Source organism: Burkholderia sp. AU4i (assembly GCF_000466765.1).
GTDB lineage: Bacteria > Pseudomonadota > Gammaproteobacteria > Burkholderiales > Burkholderiaceae > Burkholderia > Burkholderia cepacia.
Window position 1 is genome coordinate 17,053 of record NZ_ASSI01000158.1, and the last position, 14,722, is coordinate 31,774.

Here is a 14,722-nt window from a genome sequence, read left to right on the forward strand (position 1 = left end):
GCGCCTTCAACGCATTCGTCACGGAGCCCGTTCAACCATGAAATGGATCGAAGCGCTGCAATTCGGCTGGCGCCGCCGCCTGCCGGTGATCCTGCAGACGCAGGCGGCCGAATGCGGGCTCGCGTGCGTCGGGATGGTCGCGAGCCACTATGGCCACGACCTCGACCTCGTCAGCCTGCGCCGGCGCTTCAGCCCGTCGCTGAAGGGGGCCACCCTCAACGACGTGATGCTGATCGCGTACCGGCTCGGCCTCGCGTCGCGTGCGCTGCGGCTCGAACTCGACGAACTGGGCAAGCTGCGCCGCCCGTGCATCCTGCACTGGGACATGAACCACTTCGTCGTACTGAAGTCGGTGTCGCGCGGCCGGATCACGATCCACGATCCGGCGCGCGGGCGTCGCGACGTGCCGCTCGCCGAAGTGTCCGAGCACTTCACCGGCGTCGCGCTGGAGCTGATGCCGTCGCCGTCGTTCGAGCGCACGCAGGCACGCGAGGCGATCTCGATGACGAAGCTCGTCGGCGGCGTCACGGGCCTCCGAACGACGTTCGCGCAGGTGCTGCTGCTGTCGGCGGCGCTGGAAGTGTTCGGTATCGCCACGCCGTTCTACATGCAGTGGGTGATGGACCAGGTGCTGGTGTCGGCCGATGCGGACCTGCTGACGCTGCTCGGCATCGGCTTCCTGCTCGTCGTGCTGTTCCAGAACGCGGTGTCGGCCCTGCGCTCGTGGGTGGTGACGTGGTTCTCGAGCCTGCTCGGCGTGCAGTGGACCGCCAACGTCTGCGCGCACCTGCTCAGGCTGCCGATGGCGTATTTCGAGCAGCGCCACATCGGCGACGTGGTGTCGCGATTCGGCGCGATCAATACGATCCAGGCCACGCTGACCACGCAGTTCATCGGCGCGCTGCTCGACGGCGTGATGGCGGTCGCGACGCTCGCGATGCTGTTCGTCTACAGCCCTTCGCTCACGTGGCTCGTACTCGGCCTGTTCGCCGCGTACGGCGCGATCCGCTGGATCGCGTACCGGCCGTTCCGGCAGGCGAACGAGGAACAGATCGTCTACGCGGCGCGCGCGCAGTCGAACCTGCTCGAATCGATCCGCGGCGTGCAGGCGATCAAGCTCGCGAACAAGCAGGAAGCGCGTGTCGCCACCTATGCGAACGCAGTCGTCGAAACCACCAACAAGCACGTCGCGATCGAGCGGCTGTCGATCGGCTTCTCGACGCTGCAGGGCGTGATTTCGGGTGCGGGGCGCGTGGTGCTCGTGTGGCTGGCGGCGAAGCAGGTTCTCGACGGGCAGTTCTCGGCCGGGATGCTGGTCGCGTTCGTCAGCTTTGCCGACCAGTTCATGGCGCGCGGCGCCGGGCTGATCGGCACGCTGATCGATTTCCGGATGCTGCGCCTGCATGGCGAGCGTCTCGCCGACATCGTGCTGACCGACGTCGAAGCCGACATGGAGGCGAAGGTCGCGCGGCCGCCGCGGGCGGGCCATGCAACGCCACCCGCGATCGACGTGCGCGAGGTGCGCTTCCGCTACGCGGAAACCGAGCCGTGGGTGCTCGACGGCTGCTCGTTCTCGATCGCGCCCGGCGAATCGGTCGCGCTGGTTGGCCCGTCGGGCCAGGGCAAGACGACGATGGCGAAGCTGCTGCTCGGCCTGCTCGCGCCGGAGCACGGCAGCGTGCAGGTCGACGGCATCGACATCCGCAAGCTCGGCCTGCATCCGTATCGCGACAGGATCGGCTGCGTGATGCAGGACGACATCCTGTTCGCGGGCTCGATCGCCGACAACATCGGCTTCTTCGACCCGCAGCCCGACGACGCGCGCGTCGAGCATGCCGCGCGACTCGCGCAGATCCACGACGACATCGTCGCGATGCCGATGGGCTATCGGAGCCTCGTCGGCGACATGGGGTCGTCGCTGTCGGGCGGGCAATGCCAGCGCGTGCTGCTCGCCCGCGCGTTCTACCGCCAGCCGGCGATCCTGGTGCTCGACGAAGCGACGAGCCATCTCGATCTCGCGCGCGAACGCCTGATCAACGATGCGGTGCGGGCGATGAACGTCACGCGGATCATCATCGCGCACCGTCCGGAAACGATCCGCAGCGCGGATCGCGTGATCGAGATCGCGGGCGGCGCAGCCCATGAGCTACCCGTCGGCGCGCGCGTCGCGCCCGAGCCGGCGTAGCGCCGCGGCGTCGCGAAGCATTCGGCCGCCCGACGGGCGGCGAAACGGCCGATGCCGATCCGGCCTTGCGCGATCGGCACCCTGCAGTAACAAGGAGAAACGCAAATGCGTGAGTTGACCACGATGGAATGCCATGAAGTGAGCGGCGGCGGCTTTTTCGGCACCGTCGGTGCAGCGCTGCTCGGCGCCACGGCCGGCCTGGTCGCCGGCGGCTTCAAGGGCGCGGCGACGGGCGGCAGCCAGGGCGGGATCCTGGGCTTCGGCATCCTCAGCGCGGGTGTCGGCCTGATCGCGGGCGCAGCGCTCGGCGTGATCGGCGGCAACGCATACGGCCTCGTCAATGGCGTGGCGCAGACGCTCAGGATCTTCAATCGCGTGATGGAAGGCCTGTTCGACCCGAACCTGCCGGCACAGAAGTGAGGCGCGGCGGGCCCGTTTATCCATTCCAGTTTTTTCCAGAGGGCAAACATCATGCGTGAAATGCACCATGCGGAATGTGCGGCCGTATCCGGCGGTCTGTCGTCCAGCGATCTTGTCGGCTGGCTCAACAACCTGTTCGCGCCACGCGAGCCGCGCGAGCCGTGGGTCAATCCGTTCCCGTCGGACAACAGCGGGACGGAGGCAGTCGGGACGCTCGGCAAGATTGCCGTCGCGGTGGGCGTGACGGCGATCGCCGTCTCGCTGGCGGTACTGCGGCGCGCAGCGCGATAGCCAGCGCGCTGCCCGAACGGGCGCCACGTTGTCTCGATATTCAGGAATGCTGATTCAATGGAAAACGCGGCATTTCTGGATCGTTTGCGATTGTGGCGCCCTTTACTGGAAAGCTAAATTTATCCGCCCGGATCGTGGAACGGCCGGCGGAGTTTTTTCGAGCAAATCACAGAGGAAGCAGAACATGATCAAGCAACTTACCCTGGCGTCGGCGATCACTGCCGCGATGGCGCTCGCGCCGCTCACCGCGCATGCGTACGACGGCACCGTGACCATCACGGGCACGCTGAGCGGCGCGACCTGCGACGTCAAGATCAACAACGGCAGCAACAACGCCACGGTCGGGCTGCCGGGCGTGAGCGCGAGCACGCTGTCGTCGAAGGGCGCAACCACCGGCGCGACCAATTTCACGATCGCGCTCAGCAATTGCACGAACGCGACCGGCAAGTCGGTGCGCACCTTCTTCGAAGCCGGCCCGAACGTGAACACTGCGGACGGCACGTTGACCAACCGGGCGGTCAGCAACGCGGCCACCAACGTTTCCGTGCAGTTGCTCGACATCGATGGCAATGCGCTGAAGGCGGGTGACGCCAGCCAGCGCAACCCGAGCAAGACCTCGGTGCCGATCGTCAACAACGGCGCCACGATGGTCTACGGCGCGCAGTACTACGCGCAGGGCGCGGCGACTGCCGGTGACGTGAACACGTCGGTCACCTACTCGATCGACTACCTCTGATCCCCAGGCTGCCGCGACGGGCAGCACGCGTGGCGTGCGCGCCCGTCGCGGCGATATCGGCCGGCGGCACCGCGGGTGTCGCCGGCATGACCGTGCCGCACGGGTGCGCCGGCCGCCGGCGTTCCCTGCCCATCGCGCTACATATGATGATTCCGATTCTCCCGTCCCTTTTGCGCCCGTTCTCGCTGTGCATCTGCGCCGCGCTCGTGTGCTTCGCGCAGCAGGCCGCGGCGAGCGTCATCGTGTCCGGCACCCGCGTGATCTACCCGGGAGGCGACCGTGAAGTGACCGTCAAGCTCGACAACAACGGCGCGCAACCCGCGCTCGTGCAGACGTGGCTCGACGACGGCGACCCACGCGCACGACCCGGCACCACGAAGGTGCCGTTCGTGCTGATGCCGCCCGTGTTCCGGATCGACCCCGGCCGAGGGCAGACCGTGCGGATCGTCTACACCGGCGACGCGCTGCCGCAGGACCGCGAATCGGTGTTCTGGCTGAACGTACTGGACGTGCCGCCCGGCGTCGACGAAACGCAGTCGACCACCGTTCTGCAACTCGCGTTCCGTTCGCGGATCAAGCTGTTCTTCCGGCCGGTCGGACTGAATGCGAACGGCGCCATTGCCGCCGCGAGGCAACTGAAGTGGTCGCTCGCGCCCGCGCCGGACGGCAAGGGCCACGCACTGCGCGCGACGAATCCGACGCCTTATAACGTCGTCGTGCTGTCGGCGCGCGTCGTGCACGGCGGCCGCACCTTCTCGCTCAGCGACGGGGCAATGATCGCGCCGCAGGCATCGCATGTTTTTCCGCTCGATGCGGCACTGCCGGCGTTGCCGCCCGGCACGACGTTCGACTACGCAACCATCAACGACTTCGGCACCGGCGTCGAGTGGCGGGCGGTGCTCGACGACACCCGCTAGCTGCGCCGTCCGCACCGCGAAGCCGACACCTTCAGCGCCGGGGCGCCGCCCCGTGCGCGACACGTTCAATTCGAGTATCTGGAGCGAATTTCATGGAACGCGCTGACCGTGCAACGAGGTGGTGCGCCCGCCTGGCCGTGCCCGTCCCGCGCCGATCGTACGCAATGGCGTTGCTCGCGTGTTCGGCGCTGCCGCTCGGCGCCGCCGCAAGCGAGCACGAACCCGAACCCGCCGACGACCGGCCGCCGAGGATCGGCGAGGCCGGGACGGGTGCCGGCGCCGTGCGCTTCAACCCCGATCTCGTCGCATCGCCGCCCGGCGGGCTCGACCTGTCGCGCTACGAACGGGGCAATCCGGTCTGGCCCGGCCAGTATCGTTCGGATATCTACCTGAACGGCGTCATGCTCGGCCGCGACGACGTGACGGTGCGCGAGGTGCGCCCGGACGTCGCGCAGGTATGCATCGGCCGCCCGCTGCTGGACAAGTTCAATGCGGACCCGCGACGGTTCGCACCCGACGCGCTCGTGCTGCTCGATGCGGCCGACGCGTGCCAGCCGCTCGAAGCGCTGCTGCCCGGCGCAACCGCGTCGTTCGATGCAGGCGCGGCGCGCCTCGACGTGCAGATCCCGCAGGCGCTGCTGCGGCGCTCGGCGCGCGGCTACGTCGATCCGTCACGGTGGGACGACGGCGTGACGGCCGGCTGGGTCGGCTACAACACGAACCTGTACCGCAACGTCACGCACGGCCAGGGCGCGACCACCGCGTACGTCGGCCTGAATGCGGGCATCAACATCGGTGGCTGGTATTTTCGCCACGACGGCGCGTTGAACTGGCAGCAGCACGGCGGCCGCCACTACAGCGTGGCGAATACCTACGTACAGCGCGACCTGTCGGCACTGACGGCGCGCGTGCGGATCGGCGACGCGAACACGTCCGGGGAGCTGTTCGATACGTTCGCGTTCCGTGGCGTGCAGCTCGCGACCGACGACCGGATGTGGCCCGATTCGCAGCGCGGCTACGCGCCGGTCGTGCGCGGGATCGCCAACACCAGCGCGCGCGTGAGGATCCGCCAGAACGGCGCGGTGATCTACGACACGGCGGTGCCACCGGGCCCGTTCGTGATCGACGACCTGTTCCCGACCGGTTATGGCGGCAACCTCGTCGTCACCGTCACCGAGGCGGATGGCAGCGAGCGCACCTTCAGCGTGCCGTACGCGGCGGTCGCGCAGTCGCTGCGGCCGGGGCGCAGCCGGTTCGGCTTCGTCGCGGGCACCGTGCGCAACGTCGACCTGTCGTACACGCCGCGCGTGGTGCAGGCGACCTACAGCCGCGGCGTGAACAACCTGCTGACGCTGTACGGCGGCGTGCTCGCGAACGAGCACTACCGGAACGTGCTCGCCGGAGGTGCGTTCAACACGCCGCTGGGCGCGTTGGCGCTCGACGTGTCCGGCGCGTTCACGTCGGCATACGGGCAGCGGACGCGCGGGTCGAGCGTGCGCGTCACGTACAGCAAGACGATCGACGCGACGAACAGCAACCTGTCGGTGGCCGCCTATCGCTTCTCGTCGTCGGGGTATCTCGACTTCGGCAATGCGCTCGCGTTCGTCGACAACGCGAAACGCAACCTGACCGGCGCAGCCGCGCGACCCGCGTGGCGCGCGCGCAACCGCGTGTCGGTCACCGCCGCGCAGCCGTTCGGCGAGCGCTGGGGCCAGCTGTATGTGAGCGGCTACACGCAGAACTACTGGACACGCAGCGGCACCGACACGCAATTCCAGATCAGCTACAGCAACCGCTACCGCCAGTTCGACTACACGATATCCGTGAACCGCTCGCTCGCGTCCGGCGGCAACGCCGATACGCAGGCGATGCTGAGCGTGTCGGTCCCGCTCGGCGCGAGCGCGCGATCGCCGCGACTGAGCGTCTATGCCGCGCGCGACAGCCTGAACGGCTTCACGTCGACGGCCACCGCGACCGGTTCCGTCGGCGCGGCGTACGAGGGCAATTACTCGGTTTCCGCGGCACGCAATGCCGACGCGACCTACGCGGGCACGGTCTCGGGTCAGTACCGGACGCCGGTCGCCGCACTGCAGGGGATGCTCGGCAAGGGCAACGACTACGGCTCGGCGTCGCTGGGCGTCAGCGGCACGGTCGTCGCCCATCCGGGCGGCGTGACGGCGGTCCCGTATACGGCCGACACAATGGCCGTCGTCGCCGCGCCGGCCGCCGGCGGCGCAACCGTGGCCGGCTACAGCGGCATCCGTCTCGACCGGCGCGGCTACGCGGTCGTCCCGTACCTGAGCCCGTATCGCGTGAACCAGGTCGAGATCGATCCGCGCGGCCTGCCGGCCGACGTCGAGCTGCAGACGACGAGCCAGCAGGTCGCGCCGCGCCAGGGGGCGATCGTGATGCTGCGTTATCCGACGGTGACGGGCCGCCCGCTTCTGATCCATGCGGCGGCGCCGGCGGGCACGGAACTGCCGTTCGGCGCGCCGGTGTTCGACGGACGCGGCAACAACGTCGGAATCGTGTCGCAGGGCGGCCAGGTCTACGCCCGGCTATCGGAGCCGAACGACACGCTGACCGTGAAATGGGGGCACGCCGACGCGTGGCGGTGCACGATCCGGGTCGCGCTGCCGCCGCTGGAGCAACGGGCGGCGCCGATCGGCATCGAGCGCATCGAGGCGCCCTGCAAACTCGACAACCCATCCGCTGACGCGCCCGAGGTCCGGCGCGCCCCGGCAGGAGAATCGTGATGGAACACCGCAGAATGAATCGAAGCCTGCACCCGCACCCGTGCGCTCGCGACGGGAATCGCGGCGCCGGCCTTCGAATGGCGCTCACCGCGCTGGTGCTGGGCGCGGCCGGCGTCGGCCATGCGCACGCGTCCACGGCCACCTGCATCAACACGTCGTCGTCGAAGCTCGGCGAGCTGCCGTCCGGCTTCAAGATCGCGGCGGACGCCCCGATCGGCACCGTGCTGTGGAGCAAGGACGGCATCGAGATCGCCGCGAGTTGCTGGATGAAGGTACCCGGAAGCAGGGCCGTCGAGGCCACGCTGTATCGATGGGCGGACGACCCGGACCTGACGGCCAACGGGCTCACGCTTTACGTGACCTATGACGGCAACCGCGGGCACGGCACGTCGTCGCTGCCGATGGGCACGACGATCAAGTCGATCGGGAAGACTGCCGTTACCGCGAAAGTGGACGTCGAGCTGGTCAAGAGCGGCGCGACACCGTCGGTCGCGAAGCCGTTTCCGGTGCTGTCGGTCCTGACGGCGCTGATCGGCGGTCCGGACAATTCGACCGCCGACGCAACCCGCTACCTGATGTACGGCTTCGACAACATCTCGTTCCAGCCGACGACCTGCACGACGACCACCCCGTCGGTGTCGGTCGACCTCGGGGCCCATGCGTTGAACGCGTCGTCCGGCATCGGCTCGGGCGCCGGCTCGACGTCGAAATCGAAGGGCTTCGCGATCGGCCTGCGCTGCGATACCGGCGTGGCGGGCGCGTTCGAAGTCAACCTGACGCTGGACGGCAAGGCAGTCGATGCATCGAAAGGCGTGCTGGCGCTGTCGTCGTCGAGCGACGCCTCCGGTGTCGGCATCCAGTTGCTCAAGGGCGACGACACGCCCGTCGAGCTCGGCACGCCTTGGAAGGTCAGCGACTCGCCGTCGGCGTCCGCGACCTTCTCGGTGCCGCTGTCGGCCCGCTACTACCAGACCGGTGCAACGGCGAAGCCGGGCATCGCGAACAGCTCGGCTACCTTCACGGTCACGTACAAATGACCGCGCCGTCAGATCAGCCCGTTTTCGTACGCGTAACGAATCAGGTGGGTGTTCGAATCGGCCTGCAGCTTGCGCATCGCCGTGTATTTCTGCGTCGACACGGTGCTGACCGAGCGGCCGAGCTGCTTCGCGATGTCCTGCAGCGTATGCCCGGATGCGAATAACCGTACGACTTCGAGCTCCCGCGCCGTGAGCGCCGGGTGCCCGCCGAGCGTGCCCGCCTCGCCGCGCTCGACGGCCGCCCGCGCCGTCGGCGACAGGTAACACGCGCGGGCCGTACCGACCCGCCGGCACGCGCCGACGATCTCGGCGAGCGGGTCGTCCTTGCTGACGATCGCGGCGACCCCGAGCTTCAGCGCGGCCGCAAGCACGCTCGGATTCGAATGCGCGGTGAACATCACGCAGCGCGTGCGGGGCGCGATATCGCGCAGCTTGCGCAGCAGCGGGAGGCCGTCGAGCGGCCGCTCGCCGCGGCTCATCGAATAGTCGACGACGGCAATATCGACAGGAGATTGCGTCAGCGCGGCAATCAGTTCCGTGCCGCTGCGGCAGGTATGCACGACGCGAAAAGGCGGATGCCGTTGCAACAGTCGATCAAGCGACTCCAGGACTACCGGATGGTCGTCGGCCACGGCGACGGTTATTGTTTTCATATCTCGCATTGCGTTTTTCAAAAAACATGACGACGCCTGTCGATACGGCCTGACTGCATCAAACGGCACTCACGGAAGGCGCTCACGGAACCCACGCGTGCGCCACGCCAGACTTTAATGCTCGTGATTATTTAATGAAAGGGCATTTATTATCGATTGATTATTCCGAAATTAAGGATCTTATGCACATATCGCAACGGAATACCACCTGAACAGGCCAATAACGATCCTGTCCACTCATGTTTATCGCGTTTATCGAACTCGTCCTAATTCAAATTGGATAAATCGATTGCCGGTCCGCAACTGCACGGGTTCGCCGTGGAGCGCACACGGCCGCGCGAGACGCGAGGCGGTCGCGTGCCGCGCCCCCCGTTCCGGCCCCCCGTTGCTGGAAAACCCCTAAAGGAATCGCCGGCCCGCGAAAGGTAGCGGAAGGTTTCGCCTCCCTATACTCGTCGTGACGATGCAGCAAGCATCGCGCCAGACGAATACAACGAACGGAGACGACCCGATGCGACCCATCCTGCGCACCCTCGCCGTGGCAGCCAGCCTGAGCTGCGCGCTCGCCGCTCACCCCGCCTTCGCCGACGACGGCGGCAAGATCACGATCATGGTCGGCGGGATCGCGAAGCTCATCTACCTGCCCGCGCGGCTCACGCAGGAGCTCGGCTACTTCAAGGCCGAAGGCCTCGATGTCGAGCTGCTGTCGCAGCCGGCCGGCGTCGACGCCGAGAACGAGTTGCTCGCGGGCGCCGTGCAGGGCGTCGTCGGCTTCTACGACCACACGATCGACCTGCAGAGCAAGGGCAAGGACGTGAAGGCGATCGCCGTGTTCGGCCAGGTGCCGGGCGAAGTCGAGATGGTGTCGACCAAGGCCGCGCCGACGTTCAAGTCGATGGCCGACGCGAAGGGCAAGACGCTCGGCGTGACGGGCCTCGGCTCGTCAACGAGCTTCCTCACCCAATACCTCGCGCTCGCGCACGGCGTGCCGTCGACGCAGTACACGATGCTGCCGGTCGGCGCCGACGCGAGCTTCATCGCCGCGATCAAGCAGGGGCGTATCGATGCCGGGATGACGACCGAACCGACGGTGTCCGCGCTCGAGAAGATGGGCGATGCGAAGGTGCTGGTCGACCTGCGCACGCTGGAAGGCACGCGCGCGGCGCTCGGCGGCACCTACCCGGCCGCGAGCCTGTACGTGCAGTCGGCGTGGGCCGATTCGCACAAGGCTGAAGCGACCAAGCTCGCGCACGCGTTCGCGAAGACGATGCAGTTCATCCACACGCACAGCGCCGACGAAATCGCCGCGAAGATGCCGGCCGACTACCAGAAGGACAAGGCGCTGTACGTGAGCGCGCTGAAGGCGTCGCTGCCGATGTTCACCGCCGACGCGAAGATGCCGGCCGACGGCCCGGCGACCGTGCTGAAGGTGCTGTCGGCGTTCAACCCGTCGGTGAAGGGCAAGCACATCGACCTGGCGCGTACCTACACGAACGATTTCGTGAACGCGAAATAAGCAGCGGCGCCGGCGGCGGCGATCCCGCCGCCGTGCGTTCCCCGTTCCGGCCCGTTTGACCGGCCCGGCGTTGCGTCACGATGCGACGCCCTCCTCACCCGCAGGACGAATGCGATGAACCAGGCAGTCCCCCCGAGCACACCGGCGATCGAGTTTCGCAACGTGTCGTGCCGCTTCATTTCGCCGGAAGGCAAGGCCACCGTCGCGCTGCGCGACTTCAGCATGAGCGTCGCGCGCGGCGAGTTCATCGCGATCGTCGGGCCGACCGGCTGCGGCAAGTCGACGACGCTGAACCTGATCACCGGGCTGCTCAAGCCCGCGTCGGGCGAAGTGCGCGTGATGGGCCGCCCGGTCGACGGGATCGACCCGCGCATCGGCTTCGTGTTCCAGGCCGACGCGGTGTTCCCGTGGCGCAACGTGATCGACAACGTCGCGGCGGGCCCGCTGTTTCGCGGCCGCTCGAAGGACGTCGCGTATGCGCAGGCCGAGGAATGGATCCGCAAGGTCGGCCTCGACAAGTTCACGAAGCACTACCCGCACCAGCTCTCCGGCGGGATGAGGAAGCGCGTCGCGCTCGCGCAGACCTTCATCAACCAGCCGGAAATCCTGCTGATGGACGAGCCGTTCTCCGCGCTCGACATGCAGACGCGCACGCTGATGCAGGACGAGCTGCTGCAGCTCTGGTCCGCGAACAAGGGCTCGGTCGTGTTCGTCACGCACGATCTCGAGGAGGCGATCGCGCTCGCCGACCGCGTGTTCGTGCTGACCGCTCGCCCCGCGACGCTCAAGCGCGTGTACGAGATCGACCTGCCGCGCCCGCGCGTCACGTCGGAGATCCGCTACGACACGCGCTTCATCGAAATTTCCAAGGACATCTGGCACGACCTGCGCGAAGAAGTGCAGATCGGCTGACGCATACGCCGCACGGCAAGGACAGCAAGGACAGGAGCATGACCGACATGACGCTTCCCCCCACCGCCATTCCGGCGAAGTCGCTCGACGACGAGTCGCGCGCCGCGCAAACCCGGCTGCGCCGCCGCCGGCAACTGATCATCGGCCTGCGGATCGCCGTGCTCGTCATCGTGCTGGGCGGCTGGGAACTCGCCGCGCGGCTGAAGTGGATCGATCCGTTCTTCTTCTCGCAGCCGACGCTGATCTTCGCGCAGATCCAGGACTGGTTCGTCAACGGCACGTCGCAAGGGCCACTGCTCACGCAGGTGTGGGTGACGCTCGAGGAAACCACGATCGGCTTCCTGATCGGCTCGGTGGCCGGCGTGATCTGCGGGATCGTGCTCGGCCGCAACAAGCTGATGGCCGACGTGTTCGGCCTGTACATCCAGATCGCGAACTCGATCCCGCGCGTCGTGCTCGGCTCGATCTTCGTGATCGCGCTCGGCCTCGGGATGGCGTCGAAGATCGCGCTGGCCGTCGTGATGGTGTTCTTCGTCGTGTTCGGCAACGCGTTCCAGGGCGTGCGCGAAGCCGACCGCTACCTGATCGCGAACGCGCAGATCCTCGGCGCGTCGCGCCGGCAGATCACGACGTCGGTCGTGATCCCGTCCGCGCTCTCGTGGATTCTCGCGAGCCTGCACGTGAGCTTCGGTTTCGCGCTGGTCGGCGCGGTCGTCGGCGAATTCCTGGGTTCCAAGCAGGGCATCGGTTTGCTAATCTCCACCGCCCAGGGCGCGTTCAACGCGAGCGGCGTGTTCGCGGCGATGATCGTGCTGGCCGTGGTCGCGCTGGCCGCCGATTACCTGCTGACCTGGCTCGAGAAGCGGCTGCTGAAGTGGCGGCCCGCGGCGTTCTGAACGCCGCCGGCGTACGCCTGACATGACATTTCCGACCGCGCCGGCGCTCCCGGCGCGGTTCGGCATTCCGGAGAAGGAGCGCAACAGGATGGCGCACAGCCTGCGCGGGCGATTGCTGTGGTGGCTGCTGCTGCCGCTCGCGGTGTTCGTGCTGATCGCGGGCGCGATGTCGTACGACACCGCGCGGACCACGGCCGCGCTCGTGCAGGACAGCGCGCTCGTCGCGTCCGCACGCACGATCGGCGAGGACGTCGAATGGCGCAACGGGCTGCCGGTCGCCGACGTGCCGCCGGCCGCGCTGGAGATCTTCGAGTCGCCGTCGGGCGATTCGGTGTTCTACAAGGTGATCGACGGGCACGACCGCCTGCTCGCCGGCACGCCGGCGCTCGACGTGCCCGCGCGGCACGGCGTCGAGCCGACGCTGTACGACACGTCGCTCGACGGCGTGCCGCTGCGCGCGGTGGCCTACGATCGGCAGCTGTACGACGAAGGGCAGGTCGAGACGGTCACGGTGGTCGTCGCGAAGACGACGCGCTCGCATCGCGCGATGGTCGCCACGATCTGGCGGCCGCAGCTCGTGCGCCTGTCGCTGATGCTGATGCTCGCGATGGGGCTCGTGTACCTCGGCCTCACCTTCGAGATGCGCCCGCTGATGAAGCTGAAGGACGATGTGGCCGACCGCGGGCCGATGGAGCTGGAGCCGATCCGCCCCGAGCGGCTGCAGAACGAGCTGCGGCCGATCGTCGATGCGATCAACCAGTGCATCGCGCGGCTGAACATGCACACGGCCACGCAGCGCCGCTTCATCGCGGATGCCGCGCACCAGTTGCGCACGCCGATCGCGGTGCTCGACACGCAGATCCAGTACGCGCAGCGGCGCGGGCACGACGATCCGGAGCTCGCGGCGGTGCTCGACAGCATGCAGCGCAGCAGCCGCAAGATGGCCGACGTGACCGACAAGCTGCTGCTGCTCGCGCACGCGGAGGCCACGCCGTCGACGCTGCTGACCCAGCGCGTCGATCTCGCGGCCGTGGTATCGAGCGTGCTCGAGGAAACGATCGTGCTCGCGCAGCGGCGCGATATCGATCTCGGCGCCGATCTCGGCGAGCGGCTCGACGTCGCCGGCAGCGACAGCCTGCTGACCGCGCTGGTGATGAACCTCGTCGACAACGCGGTGCGCTACACGCAGCCCGGCGGCTGCGTGACGGTGGCCGCACGCCGCGACGGCGACGCGATCGTGCTCGACGTGATCGACAACGGCCCCGGCATCCCGGCCGAAGCGCGCCCGCACGTGTTCAAGCGGTTCTACCGCGTGTCGGCCGACACCGAAGGCTCGGGCCTCGGACTCGCGATCGTCCGTGAAATCGCGCAGGCGCACGGCGGCAGCGCGTCGCTCGCGCCGGGGGCCGGCAATCGCGGTATCGTCGTGACCGTACGGCTGCCCGCCTACGATTGAAGAGAAAGCCGTCATGAAACTCCTGCTGGTCGAAGACAACGCCGAACTCGCGCACTGGATCGTGAACCTGCTGCGCGGCGAGGACTTCGCGGTCGATTCCGTCGGCGACGGCGAACGCGCCGACACGGTGCTGAAGACCGAACGCTACGACGCGGTGCTGCTCGACATGCGCCTGCCCGGCATCAGCGGCAAGGAAGTGCTCGCGCGGCTGCGGCGCCGCAACGACAACGTGCCGGTGCTGATGCTGACCGCGCACGGCTCGGTCGACGACAAGGTCGACTGCTTCGGCGCGGGCGCCGACGACTACGTCGTGAAGCCGTTCGAATCGCGCGAGCTGGTCGCACGGATTCGCGCGCTGATCCGCCGGCAGGCCGGCGTCGGCACGACGCAGCTCGTGTGCGGCGATCTCGTCTATGCGTTCGGCACGCGCGAATTCCGCTGCGGCGAAACGGTGCTCACGCTGCGCCGCCGCGAGCACGCGATCCTCGAGACGCTGATGCTGCAGCAGAACAAGACGGTGTCGAAGGCGCGGCTGATGGACAGCGTGTTCGCGCTCGACGACGAGCCCAGCGCCGACGCGATCGACATCTATATTCACCGGCTGCGCAAGCATCTCGCGGGCAGCACGGCCGAGATCATCACGCTGCGCGGGCTGGGTTACATCCTGCGCATGAAAAGCGCGCAGGACTGACGGGCACGCACCCGCCGCACGGAACATCGATTCGTAGCACGAAAGGTCGACCAGGCCAGCCGGATGCCGGCAGGCCCGCTTGCGCACGCCTGCCTGATCCGTGATCGTTGCGCGTTCGGTGTTTTCACCGATCCGATTCCTGCGTCCGGGAAAGCGTCGTGAAGGATTGCACGCTCTACGATGCTACGCGTCGGCCCTCTCGCTGTGGCCGGCAAGAGTCGGCATACATTACGTACTGCAAACGACAAGATTTCAA

Annotated in this window: 13 protein-coding genes; 12 read left to right on the plus strand and 1 reads right to left on the minus strand. The window is 67.7% G+C overall.

Annotated elements, in window-relative coordinates:
• The first annotated feature begins 37 nt into the window (after positions 1–37).
• The 7 genes from L810_RS31310 to L810_RS44180 all read left to right on the plus strand — a co-directional run bounded on the left by L810_RS31310 (position 38) and on the right by L810_RS44180 (position 8,342).
• The gene (locus tag L810_RS31310; protein ID WP_021162244.1) at positions 38–2,185 is read left to right on the plus strand and encodes a peptidase domain-containing ABC transporter; all 2,148 of its coding nucleotides are present in this window, start codon (positions 38–40) and stop codon (positions 2,183–2,185) included.
• A 105-nt stretch (positions 2,186–2,290) separates the two neighbouring features.
• Complete coding sequence (locus L810_RS31315; RefSeq protein ID WP_021162245.1) at positions 2,291–2,605, plus strand: colicin V precursor; 315 nt, start codon at positions 2,291–2,293, stop codon at positions 2,603–2,605.
• Between the two features lie 51 nt (positions 2,606–2,656).
• A complete protein-coding gene (locus tag L810_RS31320; protein ID WP_021162246.1) occupies positions 2,657–2,896 on the plus strand; it encodes a hypothetical protein in 240 nt (79 codons plus the stop codon).
• A 184-nt stretch (positions 2,897–3,080) separates the two neighbouring features.
• On the plus strand, positions 3,081–3,632 hold the full coding sequence (locus L810_RS31325; RefSeq protein WP_021162247.1) for a fimbrial protein: 552 nt from the start codon (positions 3,081–3,083) through the stop codon (positions 3,630–3,632).
• A gap of 143 nt (positions 3,633–3,775) precedes the next feature.
• The gene (locus L810_RS31330; RefSeq protein ID WP_162175304.1) at positions 3,776–4,549 is read left to right on the plus strand and encodes a fimbria/pilus periplasmic chaperone; all 774 of its coding nucleotides are present in this window, start codon (positions 3,776–3,778) and stop codon (positions 4,547–4,549) included.
• Between the two features lie 164 nt (positions 4,550–4,713).
• The gene (locus L810_RS31335; RefSeq protein ID WP_021162249.1) at positions 4,714–7,305 is read left to right on the plus strand and encodes a fimbria/pilus outer membrane usher protein; all 2,592 of its coding nucleotides are present in this window, start codon (positions 4,714–4,716) and stop codon (positions 7,303–7,305) included.
• Complete coding sequence (locus L810_RS44180; RefSeq protein WP_021162250.1) at positions 7,305–8,342, plus strand: fimbrial protein; 1,038 nt, start codon at positions 7,305–7,307, stop codon at positions 8,340–8,342. The genes L810_RS31335 and L810_RS44180 overlap by 1 nt, the downstream gene beginning before the upstream one ends.
• Before the next feature lie 8 nt (positions 8,343–8,350).
• Here the strand turns inward: L810_RS44180 and L810_RS31345 are convergent, their stop codons facing one another.
• Positions 8,351–8,995: a response regulator transcription factor gene (locus L810_RS31345; protein WP_051392351.1), complete on the minus strand. Its 645-nt coding sequence runs from the start codon at positions 8,993–8,995 to the stop codon at positions 8,351–8,353.
• 511 nt (positions 8,996–9,506) lie between these two features.
• On the opposite strand from L810_RS31345, the gene L810_RS31350 reads away from it, so the two are divergent.
• From L810_RS31350 to L810_RS31370, 5 genes are all read left to right on the plus strand, one after another.
• Positions 9,507–10,511: an ABC transporter substrate-binding protein gene (locus L810_RS31350; protein ID WP_021162252.1), complete on the plus strand. Its 1,005-nt coding sequence runs from the start codon at positions 9,507–9,509 to the stop codon at positions 10,509–10,511.
• 114 nt (positions 10,512–10,625) lie between these two features.
• Entirely contained in the window at positions 10,626–11,423 is a 798-nt protein-coding gene (locus L810_RS31355) for an ABC transporter ATP-binding protein (protein WP_021162253.1), read from the plus strand.
• 38 nt (positions 11,424–11,461) lie between these two features.
• Entirely contained in the window at positions 11,462–12,319 is an 858-nt protein-coding gene (locus L810_RS31360; RefSeq protein ID WP_104767571.1) for an ABC transporter permease, read from the plus strand.
• A gap of 88 nt (positions 12,320–12,407) precedes the next feature.
• Complete coding sequence (locus tag L810_RS31365; protein WP_021162255.1) at positions 12,408–13,775, plus strand: sensor histidine kinase; 1,368 nt, start codon at positions 12,408–12,410, stop codon at positions 13,773–13,775.
• Positions 13,776–13,788: 13 nt separating this feature from the next.
• Positions 13,789–14,466, plus strand: a complete 678-nt coding sequence (locus tag L810_RS31370) for a response regulator (protein WP_021162256.1) — start codon at positions 13,789–13,791, stop codon at positions 14,464–14,466.
• Positions 14,467–14,722 lie beyond the last annotated feature (256 nt).